At 65.5% G+C, this 17,873-nt stretch carries 18 protein-coding genes; 4 read left to right on the top strand and 14 right to left on the bottom strand.

What is annotated here, in order from left to right; genetic code table 11:
• The first annotated feature begins 35 nt into the window (after positions 1–35).
• Together AC1ROK_RS15215 and pip are read left to right on the top strand one after the other, a co-directional pair.
• On the top strand, positions 36–1,238 hold the full coding sequence (locus AC1ROK_RS15215) for a pyridoxal phosphate-dependent aminotransferase (RefSeq protein WP_492848299.1): 1,203 nt from the start codon (positions 36–38) through the stop codon (positions 1,236–1,238).
• Positions 1,238–2,197: a prolyl aminopeptidase gene (pip, locus tag AC1ROK_RS15210; protein ID WP_492848297.1), complete on the top strand. Its 960-nt coding sequence runs from the start codon at positions 1,238–1,240 to the stop codon at positions 2,195–2,197. Before AC1ROK_RS15215 ends, pip begins: the two co-directional genes overlap by 1 nt.
• A gap of 144 nt (positions 2,198–2,341) precedes the next feature.
• On the opposite strand, the gene AC1ROK_RS15205 is transcribed toward pip, so the two are convergent.
• The 4 genes from AC1ROK_RS15205 to AC1ROK_RS15190 form a co-directional block, all read right to left on the bottom strand.
• The gene (locus AC1ROK_RS15205) at positions 2,342–3,439 is read right to left on the bottom strand and encodes a hypothetical protein (RefSeq protein WP_492848295.1); all 1,098 of its coding nucleotides are present in this window, start codon (positions 3,437–3,439) and stop codon (positions 2,342–2,344) included.
• 226 nt (positions 3,440–3,665) lie between these two features.
• The gene (locus AC1ROK_RS15200) at positions 3,666–4,508 is read right to left on the bottom strand and encodes an aldo/keto reductase (RefSeq protein ID WP_492848293.1); all 843 of its coding nucleotides are present in this window, start codon (positions 4,506–4,508) and stop codon (positions 3,666–3,668) included.
• A 950-nt stretch (positions 4,509–5,458) separates the two neighbouring features.
• Complete coding sequence (locus AC1ROK_RS15195; protein ID WP_492848291.1) at positions 5,459–6,445, bottom strand: magnesium transporter CorA family protein; 987 nt, start codon at positions 6,443–6,445, stop codon at positions 5,459–5,461.
• A gap of 253 nt (positions 6,446–6,698) precedes the next feature.
• On the bottom strand, positions 6,699–7,193 hold the full coding sequence (locus AC1ROK_RS15190) for a hypothetical protein (RefSeq protein ID WP_492848289.1): 495 nt from the start codon (positions 7,191–7,193) through the stop codon (positions 6,699–6,701).
• A 123-nt stretch (positions 7,194–7,316) separates the two neighbouring features.
• Here AC1ROK_RS15190 and AC1ROK_RS15185 point away from each other — a divergent pair, with 123 nt between their 5' ends.
• Positions 7,317–8,000: a GNAT family N-acetyltransferase gene (locus AC1ROK_RS15185; RefSeq protein WP_492848287.1), complete on the top strand. Its 684-nt coding sequence runs from the start codon at positions 7,317–7,319 to the stop codon at positions 7,998–8,000.
• A 170-nt stretch (positions 8,001–8,170) separates the two neighbouring features.
• Here the strand turns inward: AC1ROK_RS15185 and AC1ROK_RS15180 are convergent, their stop codons facing one another.
• The 5 genes from AC1ROK_RS15180 to AC1ROK_RS15160 all read right to left on the bottom strand — a co-directional run bounded on the left by AC1ROK_RS15180 (position 8,171) and on the right by AC1ROK_RS15160 (position 11,714).
• Entirely contained in the window at positions 8,171–9,064 is an 894-nt protein-coding gene (locus AC1ROK_RS15180) for a LysR family transcriptional regulator (RefSeq protein WP_492848285.1), read from the bottom strand.
• Between the two features lie 3 nt (positions 9,065–9,067).
• Positions 9,068–10,030, bottom strand: coding sequence for a thioredoxin-disulfide reductase (gene trxB / locus AC1ROK_RS15175; protein WP_492848283.1), 963 nt, complete (start codon positions 10,028–10,030; stop codon positions 9,068–9,070).
• A gap of 158 nt (positions 10,031–10,188) precedes the next feature.
• A complete protein-coding gene (gene greA / locus AC1ROK_RS15170; RefSeq protein WP_492848282.1) occupies positions 10,189–10,662 on the bottom strand; it encodes a transcription elongation factor GreA in 474 nt (157 codons plus the stop codon).
• A gap of 256 nt (positions 10,663–10,918) precedes the next feature.
• Positions 10,919–11,311, bottom strand: a complete 393-nt coding sequence (locus AC1ROK_RS15165) for a hypothetical protein (RefSeq protein WP_492848281.1) — start codon at positions 11,309–11,311, stop codon at positions 10,919–10,921.
• A 193-nt stretch (positions 11,312–11,504) separates the two neighbouring features.
• Positions 11,505–11,714: a cold-shock protein gene (locus AC1ROK_RS15160; RefSeq protein WP_055045318.1), complete on the bottom strand. Its 210-nt coding sequence runs from the start codon at positions 11,712–11,714 to the stop codon at positions 11,505–11,507.
• A 444-nt stretch (positions 11,715–12,158) separates the two neighbouring features.
• On the opposite strand from AC1ROK_RS15160, the gene AC1ROK_RS15155 reads away from it, so the two are divergent.
• Complete coding sequence (locus AC1ROK_RS15155; RefSeq protein WP_492848278.1) at positions 12,159–13,079, top strand: class I SAM-dependent DNA methyltransferase; 921 nt, start codon at positions 12,159–12,161, stop codon at positions 13,077–13,079.
• 55 nt (positions 13,080–13,134) lie between these two features.
• Here the strand turns inward: AC1ROK_RS15155 and AC1ROK_RS15150 are convergent, their stop codons facing one another.
• From AC1ROK_RS15150 to catB, 5 genes are all read right to left on the bottom strand, one after another.
• Entirely contained in the window at positions 13,135–13,917 is a 783-nt protein-coding gene (locus tag AC1ROK_RS15150; RefSeq protein ID WP_492848276.1) for a sulfite exporter TauE/SafE family protein, read from the bottom strand.
• 175 nt (positions 13,918–14,092) lie between these two features.
• Positions 14,093–14,887 carry a phytanoyl-CoA dioxygenase family protein gene (locus AC1ROK_RS15145; protein ID WP_492848274.1) on the bottom strand — a complete coding sequence of 265 codons (795 nt, stop codon included), beginning with the start codon at positions 14,885–14,887 and terminating at the stop codon, positions 14,093–14,095.
• A 199-nt stretch (positions 14,888–15,086) separates the two neighbouring features.
• A complete protein-coding gene (locus AC1ROK_RS15140; RefSeq protein WP_492848271.1) occupies positions 15,087–15,950 on the bottom strand; it encodes an EamA family transporter in 864 nt (287 codons plus the stop codon).
• A 46-nt stretch (positions 15,951–15,996) separates the two neighbouring features.
• Complete coding sequence (locus AC1ROK_RS15135; protein WP_492848268.1) at positions 15,997–16,794, bottom strand: nucleotidyltransferase domain-containing protein; 798 nt, start codon at positions 16,792–16,794, stop codon at positions 15,997–15,999.
• A gap of 67 nt (positions 16,795–16,861) precedes the next feature.
• Positions 16,862–17,500 carry a type B chloramphenicol O-acetyltransferase gene (gene catB, locus AC1ROK_RS15130; RefSeq protein ID WP_492848266.1) on the bottom strand — a complete coding sequence of 213 codons (639 nt, stop codon included), beginning with the start codon at positions 17,498–17,500 and terminating at the stop codon, positions 16,862–16,864.
• Between the last annotated feature and the right edge of the window lie 373 nt (positions 17,501–17,873).

The following is a 17,873-nucleotide window of genomic DNA, read 5'->3' as shown; positions in this document are numbered from 1 at the left end:
CGTAGAGCTTTCCCGCCATTTTTCGGGAGATGATCTTGGCTTTCCTGTCCGACGCCCTCAGCCGTATCCAGCCATCCGCCACCGTGGCGATCAACTCCAAAGCCGTGGAGATGAAGCGGCAGGGGCAGGACGTGATCTCGCTGGCCGCAGGCGAGCCGGATTTCGATACCCCCGAGCATGTGCGCGAGGCGGCGATCCGGGCGATCAATTCGGGCAAGACCCGCTATACCGCGGTCGACGGCATCCCCGAGCTCAAGGAAGCGGTGGCGCAAAAGTTCAAGCGCGACAACGGGCTCGATGTCACGGCGGCGGATTGCTTCGTTTCGTCGGGCGGCAAGCAGATCATCTTCAATGCGCTGATGGCGACGCTGAATCCCGGCGACGAGGTGGTGATCCCCGTGCCGTACTGGGTCAGCTACCCCGAGATCGTGCGGCTCTGCGATGCCGATCCGGTGTTTGCGGTGGCCGATGCCTCGACCGGCTTCAAGCTGAAGCCCGAAGTGCTGGAAGCGGCGATTACGCCGAGGACCAAGTGGCTGATCCTCAACACCCCGTCGAACCCGACCGGCGCGGCCTATACGCGCGAGGAACTGCGGGGGCTGGCCGATGTGCTGCTGCGGCATCCGCACGTTCACATCCTCACGGACGATATCTACGAGGTGTTGGTCTATGACGGCGGCACGTTCGCCACCATCGCCGGGGTGGAGCCGAGGCTCATGGAGCGGACGCTGACCATGAATGGCGTGTCGAAGTCGCACGCCATGACCGGCTGGCGCATCGGCTATTGCACCGGCCCGCGGCCGTTGCTCGGGGCGATGAACAAGCTGCAGAGCCAATCGACCACCAACCCCTCCTCGATCTCGCAATGGGCGGCGGTGGAAGCGCTGAACGGGCCGCAGGAATTCCTGAAGGGCTGGCGCGACGTGTTCCAGGGGCGGCGCGATCTGGTGGTTGCCGGGCTCAACGCCAATACCGGGCTCGACTGCCTGACCCCGGAGGGGGCGTTCTACGTGTTCCCGTCGGTGAAGCGCCTGCTCGGCAAGACCTCGGGCGGTGGCCGGGCGCTGACCGATGACGCGGCGTTCGTGCTGGCGCTGCTCGAAGAGACCGGCGTGGCGCTGGTGCATGGCACGGCGTTCGGCCTCGCCGGGCATATGCGGCTGAGCTATGCGGCCTCGAATGCGCAGCTCGAGGACGCGGTGAGCCGGATCCAGGATTTCTGCGCCAAGGTGAGCTGATGGCATACCCGATCACCGAGCCGGTCGCGAGCGGCTGGCTCGAGGTCGGGGATGGCAATGCGCTCTGGTGGGAAGAAGCCGGCAGCCCCGACGGGGTGCCGGCGCTGATCCTGCATGGCGGGCCGGGTTCGGGGTTTTCGGCCTCGATGCGGCGGTTCTTCGATCCCGAGCGCTATCGGATCATCGGCTTCGACCAGCGCGGCTGCGGCAGGAGTACGCCGCATGCCGCGGATGAGGGTGTCGACTTCTCGGTCATCACCACGGCGCACCTCGTCGCCGATATCGAGCGGCTGCGCGTACATTTCGGCGTCGACAAATGGGTGATCTATGGCGGCTCGTGGGGCACGACGCTGGGGCTCGCCTATGCCGAGGCGCACCCGGCGCATGTCTCGGCCATGGTGTTCGGCGGGGTGACGACGACCCGGCGCCGCGAAATCGACTGGCTCTACCGCGGCATCGCGCCGCTTTACCCCGAGGAGTGGGAGCGGTTCGTCGCCGGCGCGCCCTCGGGAACGCCCGAGGATGGGCTGATCGTGGCCTATAACGAGCTGCTGTTCGACCCCGATCCGGCGGTACGCGACAAGGCGGCGCGGGACTTTCACGATTGGGACAATGCGGCGGTCTCGGTCACGGCGCAGGTCGGCCGTCCGTCCGATGGAGTCGACCCCAAGCGGCTCCTGGCGCGTAGCCGGATCGTTACGCATGTGTTCCGCCACGCGGCGTGGATGGAAGAGGGCAGGCTCCTGGCCAATGCGCATCGGCTGCGGGGTATTCCCGGTGTGCTGGTGCAGGGACGGCTCGACCTGCAGGGCCCGCTGGTCACCGCCTGGGAGTTGGCGCGGGCCTGGCCGGAAGCGAAGCTGGTGGTGATCGACGGGGCAGGGCACTCGGCCGGTGATGCCGGAATGCCCGAGGCGATCACCGCGGCGCTGGATGGGTTTGCCGGGGGTGACCACTGATAGAGACGGCCCCCTCCCGGCCTCCCCCATGAAGGGGGAGGTGGAGAGGGGCCGGTGCTCTTGACCAGATCGAGCCCCAAACTCGATGCGGCACCTCCCCCATCATGGGGGAGGATGGGAGGGGGCCGTCTGCTTCGGCTCTGCTCACAAATAATCCATCAAGCTCATCGATTTGCCGTCGCTGCCGCCGCCGAAGGCGGATGAGCCGGTGACCTGGCTGAGCAGTGAACCCAGCTTGCTGGCAGTCTGGTAGTTCGATACCGCGGCGGCGTAGAGGTTTTCCGACCAGCCAGCGGCGGCGCGTTCTTCGCTGCTCATCGCGCCATACAGCGAGATGACGTTCTGGGCAAAGCCGGCAGGGTTGCCGTTGCCGGCTGATTTGAGGCTCTGCAGCAGCGCCGCGCCGGAGCGCGAGCGCATCTCCATCGAGGCGGTGCGAACTTCGGTGGCCGAGAACTTGCCGTTGGAATTGAGCGCCACCGAGGCCAGCGAGCGGCTGTCGAACTCCGAATAGTCAGGCTTCGAACTGCCGCTGGCCTTGTACTGCGCATCGAGCGTGGTGCGGGCGTCGCCGGCGACATCCTTGATGTCGCGCGGCTTGCCGGTTTCGCCGCCGGCGAGGCGCTCCATATAGGCGTTGACCGGGTCGTTGGGCACGGCGCCCGGCAGGGTCGAGGGCTTGGCCTCGATCTGCTTCAGCATCTCCTCGAGTGCGGCGCGCTGGTCGGCATAGGCGGCCGAGGCTTTCTCCTCTGGGCCCATGGTGTCGAAATAGGCGAGGGCGGCGACATAGAGGCCTTTGACGCTGCCGGTGACGCGGCCGACCGCGGTAGGTCCGGCCATCGCCTGGTCGAAGCGATTTTGCAGTTCGATGGCGGCGGCCTTCTGCTCCTCGGCGGTGAACAGCTGGTTGGAGTTGGTGCTCATCGCATAGAGCTCGCGGCGATCGACCTTGCTGAGATCGAGGGCGAGCTTGCCATCCTTCAGCGGGGTGGTGAGCTTGGCCTCGGCGAGCAGCTTGTCGAGGGTGGCGCGGGCCTCGGTCGTGACGGTGGCGAAGTCCTTGATAGTGGTCAGCGCCGCTTTGGCGGCATCCGACAGGGTGACGTTGGTGGCGCCGGGCTCGCTGGAACTGGCCGCGGGCGGATTGGTCAGCGCCTGCTGCTGGGCCTTCTGCGCATTGGCGATGATCTGCGCGTAGGTCAGGGAACTGGTGCTGGTCGCGGTGCCGACGCTGGTCATGGGTGCCTCCGGGCGGTCACGGTTCACCATGCAGGCAGCGTGCCAGCGCGAAGGCGCGGGAATCCGGGCGTTCGGATGGAGCGAGAACGGGCAGGCGGCAGGAAATGCCGGGTAAGGATTGCGCCTGGGGGCACTGACCTATCCCCACTCTCGGTGTCACCCCGGCGAAAGCCGCGGTGACACGTGGTTGGGGTGACTTGGGTGCCCTCACCCAAAGCTTACGACCTCAGATCATCTCCAGCGCCTGTTTGCGGCGTGGCGGTGGGAAGGCGGCGTCGAGGGCGGCGTGTTCTTCGGCGGTCAGCATGAGGTCGGCGGCGGCGCGGTTTTCGGCGACGTGGTCGAGGCCGGTGGCTTTGGGGATGGCAATGACGCCGGGTCGAGCCAGCACGAAGGCGAGGGCGACCTGGGCGGCGGTTACGCCACGGGCGTTGGCGATGCGCTGCAGTTCGGGGTGACGAAGCATGCGGTTGTCGTTGCCGAGCGGCGAATAGGCCATGATCGGCACGGCGTGGGCAGCGGACCATGCCAGCAAGTCGTATTCGATGCCGCGGGCAGTGAGGTTGTAGAGCACCTGGTTGGTGGCGCAGGCCTTGCCGCCGGAGGCGGCGAGCAGCTCGTCCATATCGTCGACATCGAAATTGGAAACGCCCCAGGCGCCAATGGCGCCGGAGCGCTGCAGGGTTTCGAAGGCCTCGACGGTTTCGGCGAGCGGATGCCGACCGCGCCAGTGCAGCAGGTAGAGCTCGATATGATCAGTGCCGAGGCGCTTCAGGCTCCGCTCGCAGGCGGCGATGGTGCCGCTGCGGCTGGCATTCCCGGGCAGCACCTTGCTGACCAGCTGCACCTCGCTGCGGCGGCCCCTGATCGCTTCGGCGACCACCAGCTCGGCGCCGCCATCGCCATACATCTCGGCGGTATCGATCAGCGTCATGCCAAGTTCGATGCCGCGGCGCAGCGCCATGACCTCGTCAGCATGACGGCGGCGATCCTCGCCCATGCGCCAGGTGCCCTGGCCCAGAGCGGGCACGGACTTGCCGGAGGGAAGGGCGACAGCAGGAAGAGTCATGAGCGGCCTCGCGTTGGGTGAGCAGCCTAGCGCGGCCGGCGCGCCGGGCAACCGGAGAGCCAAAAGAAAAAGGCTCCGCTCGAGGGGATGAGCGGAGCCTTCAAAGGCCGGCTCGCCGAAGCGGGCGACCCATCGAAGCGCAGCCAGGGAGGAGGAGCGGCTGCAATTCGTTGAGATGACTATCGGGTGATGCGGCGAAATGAACAATCGCCAAGTCGGAACGTCAGCCATGCGCTGGGCGCGAGGCGCCCCCGACAACCAAGATGAGGTGAAGCAAAAAAAGAGGCCCCATCCGAAGATGGGGCCCAATGAAAAGGACCGAGGTCCAAATCTGAAGTGGTGGCAAATGGACGAGGGAGGAGGATACGCCATTTGCCGATGGCCCTAAGTCGAGGGAGGAGGATACGACTTCGGACCGGTGTCGCAGAGCAGGACCGAGGGAGGAGGATACGGTGCGGCTCACATCGACAGTCACAATATGCACTTTGACCGTTTGGTCCACAATGCAGACCTCAACATGCCAGCTATGCAGTTTGTGCAGGGAAAGGTCAGTCATGCTGCCGTGACGCATGCGTCAATCACCTGCCGCCTGAGCGGCTGGTTCGGACGTTCGTGCGGGGAGAAAAAAACAAGGCCCCGCTCGAGGGGAGAGCGGGGCCGAGTAGCAGCCGTTGCCGGCTACAGGGAGGAACAAACAACGAGCGCGAGGAGGAGGAGGGAGATGCGCTCAGCTGCTGTCGAGCGGGGATATATGGGGTGAGTGCCGACCCAGCAACCGAAGAGTATCGAATGAGGGGCATGCGTTTTTCGCATGGCTGTTAAGTCGATGAGTTTGCTCGTGTATTACGGTTCTCGGTCTGCGTCGTGGCGTCGCACTGCGATGTGAATGCGACGCCAAGTGCTTGATTGTGACAGTTTTTTGTCAGATTCGACGCCCGAATCCCGTTGCCTCAGAGCCAGCCGCTGCGCTTGAAGAACAGGTAGGGCACTGCCGCGGACAGGACCATGAGCCCCAGCGCGAATGGATAGCCCAGAGGCCAGCTCAGTTCGGGCATGAACTCGAAGTTCATGCCGTAGATCGAGGCCACCAGGGTGGGCGGCAGGAACACCACCGCGGCGACGGAGAAGATCTTGATGATCTGGTTCTGCTCGAGGTTGATCAGCCCAAGCGTCGCATCGAGCAGGAAGGTGATCTTGTCCGAGAGGAAAGCCGCGTGGTCGCTGAGCGCGGCGGCGTCGCGCTGCAGCACCTTGATCTCCTGCTTGCGGTCACGCGCTGCTTTCTGGTCTTCGGCACCGCTCGACTGGTGGAAGCTGACGAGGCGGCTGATCGAGACCAGACTCTCGCGGGCGAGGGTGAGGACATCACCCTTCTTGCCGATGCGCTCGATCAGCGATTGCAGGTCACGGGTCTTGCGGGTGGGTTTGGTGGATTTGTTGCCGAACACCTCGCGGGAAATCTGGTCGATGCCGTCGCCGGTATTTTCGAGCAACTGCGCCAGGCGATCGATGAAGGATTCGAGCAGGCCGATCATCACGCGCTCGCCGCCGATCTCGCCGGTGGTGGGGCGGGAAACCAGGCGCTCGTAGAGGCGGAAAGGTTTTGGGTCGGCATAGCGCACGGTGACCAGCTGGTCGTTGCGCAACACGAAGGTGATCGGGGTTTTTACCACCTGATCCGCCTCATCCTCGATCAGCGCGGTGATGGTCATGAACTCGGCGCCTCCCTCGCTGTAGAGGCGGGCGGAGGGTTCGATGTCCTGCATCTCGCGACGGGTGGGAATGTCGATGCCGAGACAGGCCTCGACGAACTTATCCTCCTCGCGCGTCGGGTCGGTGAGCGAGTACCAGACGGCGCCGGTCAGCTGGGTGCCGGCGGCAGGATCGAAATCGGTGGGAACGAGGCGGTCGCCTTCGCGGATATAGGCACGCAGCATGACGGGGCTCCAATAGATAGCCAGGCCGGCGCGCCCGGCCCACCTGTTTGTCGCGAGATCGAACCGGAAAAGTCTGCAACTTTTCCTGATCTCGCTTCAGGAGCCTAGAGCGCCGGCAAGATCGAAGGTCGACTTCGACTGTCGGGGTTCATTTTCAGTCCTTGATGAAGGTCCTGACGCAAGCGCCCGGAACAGAGCCGCAATGCGCCTTTGCGCTGTGGGCGTCAAGGCCGAAGCAATGGGTGGCGAGACACTAGTTCGCGAAGGCGGAGACCAGCACCGAGCGCAGGTCACCTTCGGTGGCGTAACCGAGGTTCTCGATGCGCCACAGCGGTTCGGGAAGGTTGGGTTGCGCCACGAGGATCAGCTGCAGGTGATCGGTGAAGTTGGCGTCCGGATAATCGGGGAAGCCGTAGGCGATATCGACGACAGCGCGATCGGCCTCGAGCGTGACGGCGCCGACCTTGCACTCGGCCGCGTAGTCGGGGAAGGCCTGCCAGGGGATGCCGTCGCCGAGCGGCGGTTTCTCGTCCGGGTGGGCCTGCTGGATGGCGTCGTTCTTCGCCTCCGCATCGGCAATCGCCGCCGTGAGCTCGGCGGTGAGCAGGCCGTCGACCGGCGCCATGTCGTTGCCGAGGCGCGAGATGCAGAAGATCTCGCCGATCTGCTCGGGGCTGATGGTGACCATCTGGGCAAAGGACGGCGTAGCGAAGAGGCAGAGCGCGGCGGCGACGGCGAAGCGATGCATGAGAGGTTCCCCGGGGTTCCGCCCGTTCTAGCCGAGGTGACTGAATTGCCGATGAACACCGGGAGTTGGGAACTCACCGGTGCGGTGGTAGAGGCCAGGCGTGATTACCAAGGACTCTTAGCAATGACCGACTTCTCCGGGCTCGACGATCCGGCGTGGCACGCCCTGACCACCGACCATGCGGCGCTGGGCCAGCGCAATGGCGCCGCGGCACGCTACCGGACCGAGCTGTCGCCAATCGGCGGCCTGGCGCGGTACGACGCCGAAGCGTTTGCCGAGTTGCGGCCGCTGGTCGCGCCGGAGGAGGCGGTGGGGCTGGTGTCGGCAACCCAATACGACGTGCCCGCAGACTGGGAAGTGCTACAGGCAGTGCCAGTGTTCCAGATGGTGTGTGAAACGCTCTCTGCGCCGCTTGAGGTCGTACCGGTGCAACTGACAGCGGCCGATGCCGAGGCGGCGCTGGAGCTGGCGACGGCGACCGAGCCGGGGCCGTTTCGCGCCGGCACGCTCGGCATGGGGCGCTATTTCGGGCTGCGCTCGGCGGATGGGCGCCTGATGGCGATGACCGGCGAGCGGATGCGGCTGGGGCAACTGACCGAGGTGAGCGCGGTCTGTACCTGGCCGGAGTTCCGGGGCAGGGGGCTGGCCAAGGCGTTGGTGTCCTATGTGTCAGCGCTGATCGCCTCGGAAGGACGAGTGCCGTTCCTGCACGTGAAGACCGAGAATGCGGCGGCGATCGCGCTGTACGAGAAGCTCGGGTTCAACGTGCGGAAAGAGCTGACATTCACCGTGGTGCGGCCGCGCTGAAGGTGGCTTCGGTTATCTACCGGCGGGACAAGCTACGGATGGACCCATCTCGCAGCCTGCGCCAGCTGACAGTTGGGTCCCTGCTTTCGCAGGGATGACACCCGGTGGGGGGCGCAAGGCAACGGGCCATACCCAGCAGCCGGTGCGAACTCATCGGCGAAGCGCTCGAACTAGAACGACCACTCCCGCGCCTTGCCAACGAGGAAGTCGCGGAAGACGCCGACGCGCTTGGAGTTCTTCAGCGCGGGGGGATAGACGAAATAGGCTTCGTAGGCGGGCAGCTCGATGCCTTCGAGCACGCGCCGCAAATTGGTTTCGCCCTCGGTGACGTAGTCCGGCAGCATGGCGATGCCGATGCCGGCGCGGGCGGCCTGCATCATGCCGTAGATGGCATTGACCTTCATCGAGGCGCGGCGCGGCGAGGAATCCGGGCGGCCGAGACGCTCGAGATAGTTGATGTCGCCGAGATAGGACGGCACCGGCTCGCCGAACGAGATGACGCGATGGTTGTCGATATCCTCGACCGCCTGCGGCTCGCCGAACTCCTTGAGGTACTGCTCGGAGGCGTAGAAATGGTTGTGCACGGTGAACAGCTTGCGCTGGATCATCTCGGACTGGTTCGGCCGGTGCAGCCGGATGGCGACGTCGGCCTCGCGCATGGCGAGATCGAGTTCGGCGTCGTTGAGCTTAATCTCGATCTGGATTTCCGGATAAAGGATCAGGAACTCGTGGATGCGCGAGGATAGCCAGGTCGAGCCGATACCCACGGTGGTGGTGACGAGCAGGGGGCCGGTGGGCACCTCCTGGCTCTCGGACATCTGGGTCTCGACCTGCTGCAGCTCCCAGTGCATGCGGTGCGCAGTGCGGAACAGCTGCTCGCCCACTTCGGTCAGCACCAGCCCGCGCGCGTGGCGGATGAAGAGCTTCAGCCCCAGATCCTCCTCGAGCGCCGAAATCTGCCGCGATACGGCAGACTGGCTCATGTTGAGCTTTTCAGCGGCGTGGGTGAAGGACCCGGATTCGGCGGCGGTGTGGAAGATGCGGAGCTTGTCCCAATCCAGCATCGGCTATTCCGCCGCTTCTGCGAGCTCGAGCGATGCCAGATATTCTTCTGCGTCCAAGGCTGCCATGCACCCCATCCCCGCGGCTGTCACCGCCTGCCGATAGACGTCGTCGGTGACGTCGCCGGCGGCGAACACACCGGGCACGTTGGTGGCTGTGCTGCCTGGCTGAACCTCGAGATAGCCGCCCGGCTTCATGTCGAGCTTGCCCGAAAAGATCGAGGTCGCCGGCGAGTGGCCGATGGCGATGAACACGCCGTCGACCGACTTCTCGGTGACGTGGCCGGTCTTGGTGTCGCGGATCTTCACCCCCTCAACCGAGCGCGGCATGTGCTGGCCGTAAACTTCCTCGATCTCGGCGTTCCAGATCACTTCGACCTTGGGGTTCTTGAACAGCCGCTGCTGCAGGATGCGCTCGGCGCGGAACTCGCCGCGGCGGTGGACCACGGTGACCTTGGATGCGAAGTTGGTGAGGAACAGCGCCTCTTCGACCGCGGTGTTGCCGCCGCCGACAACGATCACTTCCTTGCCGCGATAAAAGAAGCCGTCGCAGGTGGCGCAGGCCGAGACGCCGAAACCCTGGAACTTCTCTTCGGATTCGAGGCCCAGCCAGCGCGCCTGCGCGCCGGTAGCGACGATCACCGCATCGGCAGTGTAGCGGGTGCCGCCGTCACCGATGAGCACGAACGGGCGCCTGTCGAAATCGACCTCGACGATGATGTCGTTGATCATCTTGGTGCCGACATGCTCGGCCTGCGCCTTCATCTGCTCCATGAGCCAGGGGCCCTGGATGACGTCGGCGAAGCCGGGATAGTTCTCTACATCGGTGGTGATGGTGAGCTGACCGCCGGGCTGGATGCCGGAGATCATGACCGGCTCGAGCATGGCGCGCGCCGCATAGATGGCCGCCGTGTAGCCGGCAGGACCCGATCCGATGATGACGACTTTGGCGTGCACCTTACGCTCCACTTACTCTGAGACCTAAGCCCAAGACAAATAGGTATGGACCAAAATAGGAGGTTCGGCGCGCACCTTTCAAGGGCACTACCATCGCCCTGAGGCGATGGAGCGCACGGACTCACCGAAAAGTCACAGCCGGCAGGCGCTGCAGAGCGCCTGCAGCGTGCCTAGACGAACTTCACGTCGAGGATTTCGTAAGTCTTGGCGCCACCGGGGGCTGCCACTTCGACCGAATCGCCGGCTTCCTTGCCGATCATGGCGCGGGCGATGGGCGACGAGATCGAGATACGACCCTTCGAAAGGTCGGCCTCGGCGTCGCCGACGATCTGGTACTGCTTTTCGGCCTCGGTATCCTCGTCGACCAGCTTCACGGTGGCGCCGAACTTGATGGTCGAGCCGCTGAGCTTGGTGACATCGATGATATCGGCGAGCGCCAGCAGCGACTCGAGTTCCTTGATGCGGCCTTCGTTCAGGCTCTGCTGCTCCTTGGCGGCATGATACTCGGCGTTTTCGCTGAGGTCGCCATGGGCGCGGGCTTCGGAAATGGCGGCAATGATGTTCGGCCGGTCCTCTGAGGTGCGGCGACGATATTCCTCCGACAGGGTCTTGTGACCGCTCGGTGTCATCGGAATTTTGTCCATGGCCGTCTCCAACGCAAAGAAAGGCTCCCCTGCCAAAGTCATTCGGCGTCGTCAGCATGCTGACCTGAGGGGGAGCGTGTATGTAAACTGCCTTCGGCGAAGGCTTCGGTCAAGCGGGGCGTATCCGCACTGCGCGAGCGGTGCATATCGTTGCGGGAGGGGAGCGGGTCAAGGGGGCGCTTGTTAGCGCGCGATAGCGGAGCGTGCCGCGCGGTCCGGTGGCCCTGACCGAGGCCACCGGACACGACTGGTGGGTTTAGTAGTAGATGTCGCGGAAGCGGGTCGGTACATCGCCGTCGCCGGGCGTCAGCAGCGAATGCGGAGTTTCGGGCGTCTCCGCGGGTGCCGCGCCGGTGTTTGCGTCGGACGCGCAGAGGCGCGGCCGGACCTTTCGGTTGTCGGCGGTAAGGTAGACCTTACCCAGCACGACCCCCTTGGCCTCGTACCAGGGCTTCTCGGCGACGACGAGACAACAGCGTTGGTGGTGCGGGCCGGAACTGACGGTGAAATTCTCGCCCAGGGCGGCGCGGCAGGTTCGATCGCCGTTGGACTGGGCTACGACGGGCGTGGCAAGCGTTGCGCCAGCCAGCAGCACAGAGCAGGCAAGCAATTGTGCGCCGGCGGCCAGGCGGGAGGGCAGGTATCTCATGAAGCTATGTCCTCAGATCGTTTCCCCCGCGGAATCAAGACTATGAGGGGGATCTATCCGGCGCTTCACTCATATGGATGAACTGGCGCCAAGCCCGGCAGATCGCGCAAAACAGAAGGCGCAGCCCAGGGGCTGCGCCTTCTGCAGATCTGACGCCGACCCAAAGCTGGACGCCCTCGCGTCCAGCCGGGGATCAGGACGCCTGGAGGTTGTCGGCGGCGTTCTTGCCGGTCCGCTTGTCCTTGACGATCTCGTACGTCACCTTCTGGCCTTCATCGAGGCCCGAAAGCCCCGAGCGCTGGACAGCGGAGATATGCACGAACACATCAGCCCCACCCTCGTCGGGCTGAATGAAGCCATAGCCCTTCTGGCCATTGAACCATTTCACAGTGCCGGTAGCCATAAGTAGTCCCTTTCGCAGTCTGCCGTGGCAGTTCCCACCCCAATGGAAACTCCGCCAATCGAATTCTTGGTATGACCTCAGCAGGCGCGTTTGAGACGCCAGGCACGAAGTGTCGGCCGCAATATTCGACTGTTAACTTGTAGACCGAAAAATTCCGCCTATCAATACGGCGTTGTGAACTGCTTTTGCCCGGCGTGCGGGCTGCACGTCGGGTTGAAATTCGATCTGACTAGCAGGCCGTCGGGCCCGGGAGCGGGGCGCCGAAGGCGTAGAGATACCGGGCGACTCGGCCCGATGGACGGGGCTGCACTCGCGCAGCACGCCCATAGCTCAGTCTATGCCTCGCCAATGTGACAGCAAAGTGGAAATTCCGGCTCTTGCCCATCTTCCCCGCGGCCGGCCGACGCGCTAAAGGCGTTTCGTTCCAGCCGGTGCCAAACAACCTTGCGCGAAATACAGTATTCGTCCGGCGACCTCGTCGCCGATCGTCGTGCGTCCTACGCCGCGGCGCTCGCCGCCGAGCGCGCTTTTGCGGAAGCTGCCGATCTCATGGTGCAGGCGCTGGAAATGGTGCCACAATGGGTGGCCGGCTGGAACCTGCTCGGCGGCTATCGCGAGGCGGCGGGAGATGTCGCGGGTGCGGTGGCGGCATGGACGCAGTTGCTGCAGCTCGACGCCAAGGGGCTGTTCGGCGCGGCGCTGAAGCTGGCGGCGCATGGCGCCGGCGGGTCGTCGGAGGCAGCGCCGGCCTATGTCGAGGCGCTGTTCGACGACTACGCGCCGCGCTTCGAGGACGCGTTGGTGGCGCGCCTGGGCTACCGGACGCCGGAAGCACTGGAGCAGGCGATCCGTACGGCGATGGCGGCCCGCAGCATCGGACGGTTTGGGCGGGCGCTGGATCTGGGCTGCGGCACGGGCCTGATGGGGGAGCGGCTGCGGGCGCTGGTCGATCGGCTCGAGGGTATCGACCTGTCGGCGAACATGCTGGGCGAGGCGCGGCGCAAGGGGATCTACGACCGGCTGGAGAAGGCCGACCTCAAGGCAGTGCTCGACACAGAGCAGGCAAGCGCCGACCTGATCGTCGCGGCTGACGTGCTGAACTATGTCGGCACGCTCGAGGCGCCACTCGCGTCGGCCAGCCGCGCGTTGCGGCGGGGCGGGATCATCGCCTTCTCGCTCGAGACCCATAGTGGAAGCGAGCCGGTGCGGCTCGGGACCTCGCTGCGGTTCCAGCATGCGGTGGAGCCAACGCTGCGGATGTGCCGCGCCGTGGGGTTCGAGGTGGTGAATGCCGAGCCGCTGGTGATCCGGATGGAGCGGGGGGCGCCGGTGGACGGGGTGATCGTGCTGGCGGAACGGCTCTAGATCAGTCCTGAACGCGCCTTCGAACCGGAAAAGCCTGCAACTTCCTCTGAAAGCTCTAGGCCAGCAGCAGTCGCACGCCGACGACGCTCAGCACGGCGGCGAGCAGCATCCGTACCAGGCTTTCCGGGACTTTGGGGGCGAAGAAGCTGGCAATCAGGATGCCGGGGATCGAGCCGATCAGCAGCGAGATCAGCATGGCCCATTCGACGTTGCCGATGGCCCAGTGGCCGAGCCCGGCGACGAGGGTCAACGGCACGGCGTGAGCGATGTCGCTGGCGACGACGCGAACCAGCGACAGGCGCGGATAAAGCAGCATCAGCACGGTGACGCCGATGGCGCCGGCCCCGACCGAGGAAATGGAGACCAGCACACCGAGCAACGCGCCGAAGCCGATGGTGACGGCCGTCTGCACGGGCGGTGGAAGCTCACGATGGCTGCGGGCGAAGCCGAACAGGCGCTTCCGGAAAACCAGCGACAGCGCGGTGAGCACCAACATGACGCCGAGCACGACGGCGAGGCTATGCGCAACAGTCGGGTTGGAGCCGCCGAGCTGAGACAGGACCCATAGCGTGATGGTGGCCGAGGTGACGCTGCCGAGCGCCAGCTTGCCGACGATGTGCCAATCGACATGACGGTTGAAACCATGGACGGCAGTGCCGGCGGTCTTGGTGGCGGCCGCGAACAGCAGGTCGGTGCCGACGGCCGTGGCCGGGTGGACATTGAAGAGCAGGATCAGCAGTGGGGTCATCAGGGAGCCGCCGCCGACGCCGGTGAACCCGATGATCAGGCCCACGAAAAAGCCCGACAGCGAGTAAAGCGGATCGATGCCCCAGATCAAATGCGCGCCCCCGGCTTGTGGTAGCGCAAGCTAACGGCGCGGCCACGGCACCGCCAGCCGCGGTGCGGGCAGGATTTGGCGTGTCCGGCGCTGCCTCGGCAAAATGAGTCTAGCAGAGGCAGGGGAGACGCAAGCGTGACCGGGAGGGCCGGACAAAGCCGGCCCTCCCGACCCGTCAGGCGATAGCCTGGCGGATGGCAAGTTCCACCGGCGAGGAGTCGCCGTCGGCGCGGTCGAGGCGCAGCGGCTCACGCGGCAGCAGTGGCGGCTGGGCCATGAAGCGCGGCTCGGTGCCATGGTGCGGCTGGGCGGCGTGCACCAGGAACGGATGGCAGAGATAGACCGTACCGGGGCTGCCGGTGGCGAGAACTTCCGGCCGATGCGCCGAGGCGGCAAAGTTGTCGGCGGCAAGCTCGCGCAGCGTCAGCCCGGCCTCACCCGCCGGCGCCAGTTGCCGCGCGATATCGAGGTGCGAGCCGACGCGGATGCGGGTCGGCGCATCCTGTTCACCGACCTCCGAGAACAGGAACAGCATCAAGAGGGCGCGGCCGCGGGAGCTGACATTGGCGCGCCAGCTCAGGAAATCGGTCGGGTTCTCTTCCCAGCCGAAACTCACATCGATGTGCCAGCCGGCATCGCCCGGATCCTCGGGCGAGGGGAAGCGGACCGGGAAGGTGCCGAGGTTGCCCTGCGGCAGCCAGCGGCCGGGGCCGACCAACTGGTCGAAGGCGGCGCGGAGCAGCGGCGTATTCGCCGCAGCGACAAATGGCGGCTGGCTGTAGTTGCCGAGGCGGACGACCGGCTTGGTCCAGGTTGTGGGGTCGTTGGGGTCGCATCCGGTGTCGGCCCAGAGGATGGCACGGCCTTGCGCCGCGAGATCCGCGGAGAAGGCATTGTCGATGCGGACGAAACCGTCGGTGATGAAGGCGTGGATTTGCGCTGCGGTGAGCGCGGGAGCGGTTACAGGCATTGTGGTTTCCGAATTCGCATAAACTCGCGACGCCCCGACCGACAAAGCCGGCGACGGACGAGCAGGGCGCCCTCAGGCGCGGTGGTGTTGCCTCATGGCTCGCTCAGGCGAGGAGGAACACCGATGCGAAATTGCGGATCATCATCATGATGTGGGGGAACATAGCGGACCAAGCGGCGAGGTCAACCCGTTGCCTCGTTCAGCCCGCCGCTCTGGCTCGGCGACGACGATCGGCGGCGATGAGTGCGAGCGCCACGCCACCCAGGATGCCGATGGAGGCGATGACGAGGCGCGGCGTGAGCGGTTCGGCAATCAGCAGCACGCCGCCGACGGCAGCGATAGCCGGGACGGTGAGCTGGACAATGGCCGCCTGGGTGCGGGCAAGGCTGGGAAGTACGGCATACCAGACGGCGTAGCCGAGGCCGGAGGCCAGGGCGCCAGAAGCAGCGGCGTACGCCGCAGCGCCGGGATCGATCGGATGGAGCAACAGCCCTGCGGCGATGATGACCAGGGCGATGGGCAGGCAGCGGATGAAGTTGCCGGCGGTATCGACCAGCGGGGCCTTCGAGCCGCGGCCGAGCAGGGTGTAGGCGGCCCAGCAGAGGCCGGAGCCAATCATCAGGAGCGTGCCGAGCGGGTGCGGGGTGACGAGGCCGGGGGAGACGAGGTAAGCGAAGGCCGCGAGCGCCACGGCGAGGCCGAGCCATTCGAGCGCGCCCGGCCGATCGCCCTTCAGCACAGCCCAGCCGAGCATGCCGATCTGCACGCTGGCAAACAGGATCAGCGCTCCGGTGCCGGCGCCGACGAGGATATAGGCGACCGAGAAGGCGAGGGCGTAGCCGAACAGCGCCGCGGCAGCGCGCCAACTGCCGCCGACGGCAACGGGCGCTCCCGGTGAACGGCGGAGGAGGAGCAGCGCCGCAAGCACGATGGCGCCCGCGGCGAGGCGGATGCCGGTGTAGCTCAGCGGTTCGGCATTCGCCGTCGCAAAGGCGAGACGCGCCAGCACCGAGTTGGCGGCGAAGGCGAGCATGGCGATGGCGGTGAGGACGACGATCTTCACGCGTGGTGCTTCCGCGGGCAGTGTCGTCACTATGCGCCGGTTGCGATCACCAGTCGATGCCGCGGCCGGGGAGGGCGCGCTGCAGGTTGCGCCGGGTGGCGGCTTCGAAGGCCGTTGGCCACTCGACACCGAGCGACGCGCACAGGGCCTTGGCGCGCGGGATGTAGACGCGGGCGAGGGCGAGGTTCGACTCGATGGCGGCGTCGGCATTGAGTTGCGGCAGGGGCACCGAGGCCAGCACGGCCATGCGCTCGGCATCGAGCACGCGGCTCAGATGCAGCATGCCGCCGGGAATGCGCGGATTGACCTCAATGATCAGGAGGTCAGTGAGGAAGCGGCGGAGGAAGGTGTTGCCGACGGTCATCAGTTCGACTTCGCCGCGACCGATCGCCACCGGCGTCAGGCCGAGGATGCGGATGAACTCGCCGACCATCCAGCCCAGGCGCCCTGGATTGCGGGCGGGCTCGGGCGTCTCGGCGCGAAGCGTCGCGTAGAGGTTGTCGCGATCGACCAGTGGCTTCAGGCAGTCCTGCGCCGTGCTCGCGAGATGCTCGCGGCTGGCGATATGGAGGTCGACGCGCAGCCAGTCGTCGGTGACGGCATTGAGCACCAGCGCGTGCGGCAGGCGGATGTAGTGGACGATCGGTGCAATGGTCTCGAGCGTCCTGCGCCAGTCCGCGGCGAGCGCTTCGTGCTCGGCAGCATCGGCGATGGCAAGGAAATCGACATCGCTGAACGCATCGGCGGTGCCGGCTCCGAAGCTGCCCGAGAGGAACAGCGCCGCGACGCGCGGATCGCCGCCAAAGCTGTCGGCGACCCGCGCAATCAAGGTTTTCTGGTCCATGACGTCCTCTCCCACTGGTTTTCACAGTATTGGGAGTGGGGTGTCGCGCGGTCCAGAAGACCTATGTTTATCTTGTCAGTACTGTTGACTGCCAATATGCATGAAGATCCGCGATGCGGTTCGAGGTGAACAGCGGCATCGCCCCGGCGAGCTGTTCGTCGGTCCAATCCCACCAGTTCATTTCCAGCAGCATTGCGATTTCAGCCTCTGCGAAGCGCTTGCGGATGGGCTTAGCCGGATTGCCACCGACGATGGTGTATGGCTCGACGTCCCGTGTCACCAGGGCGCGGGTGCCGATGAGGGCGCCGTGGCCGACACTGATACCGGGCATGACGATGGCCTCCGAGCCGATCCACACATCGTTGCCGATGACGGTGTCACCAGCCGGTGCGAAGCCGTCGGCGGCGCCGGCAAAGGCTGTCACCTCCGGCATGTAGTGGAACGGGAAGGTGCTGACCCAGTCGTTCCGGTGGCCCTGGTTGCCAGCCATGATGAAGGCGGCGCCCGAGCCGATGGAGCAGAAGCTGCCGATGATCAGGCGGTCGACATCGGTGCGGTCCGGCATCAGGTAGCGGGCGCAATCGTCGAAGCTGTGGCCGTGGTAATAGCCCGAGTAATAGCTGAAGCGGCCGACCCGGATATTGGGGTTGGTCACCTGCTCGTCGAGCCGGATGCCCTTGAACGGGCTTTCGAAATAGTTGGTCATGATGCTGTCTCGATAGGGGCCCGGCGCCGCATGAGCGGACGCTTCAAGCCATGTGGTTGTTGAGAATGGGCAGCCGCACTCGCCCGGCGCGGCGCGCCGGGGGCAGCAGCATCGCCACGCCGATCAGGCGCGCGACGCGATGCAGGTGGTTCGGTCTGCCAGCTTCATGATGCGGGGCTTTTAGGGGGGACCGGGCGAGGTGTCAAACCCGCCAGTAAAGAAGCACCGTCCGTCGGGCTCAAGTCAGAAATCGCCGGCCAGCCGGCCCCCAACGATGCTATCCTGGCATTCGCTCCGAAGACGAGAATGGGGACGATTCTGGCGCCCCCATTCTATTCGCCGATCCACTGCCTGGTTCACCCCGGAGAGTGAC

Source organism: Devosia sp. GW821-FHT12F11, from assembly GCF_058806655.1.
The sequence above is the reverse complement of the archived record's forward strand: the minus strand, read 5'-3'. Positions and strand labels throughout refer to the sequence as shown.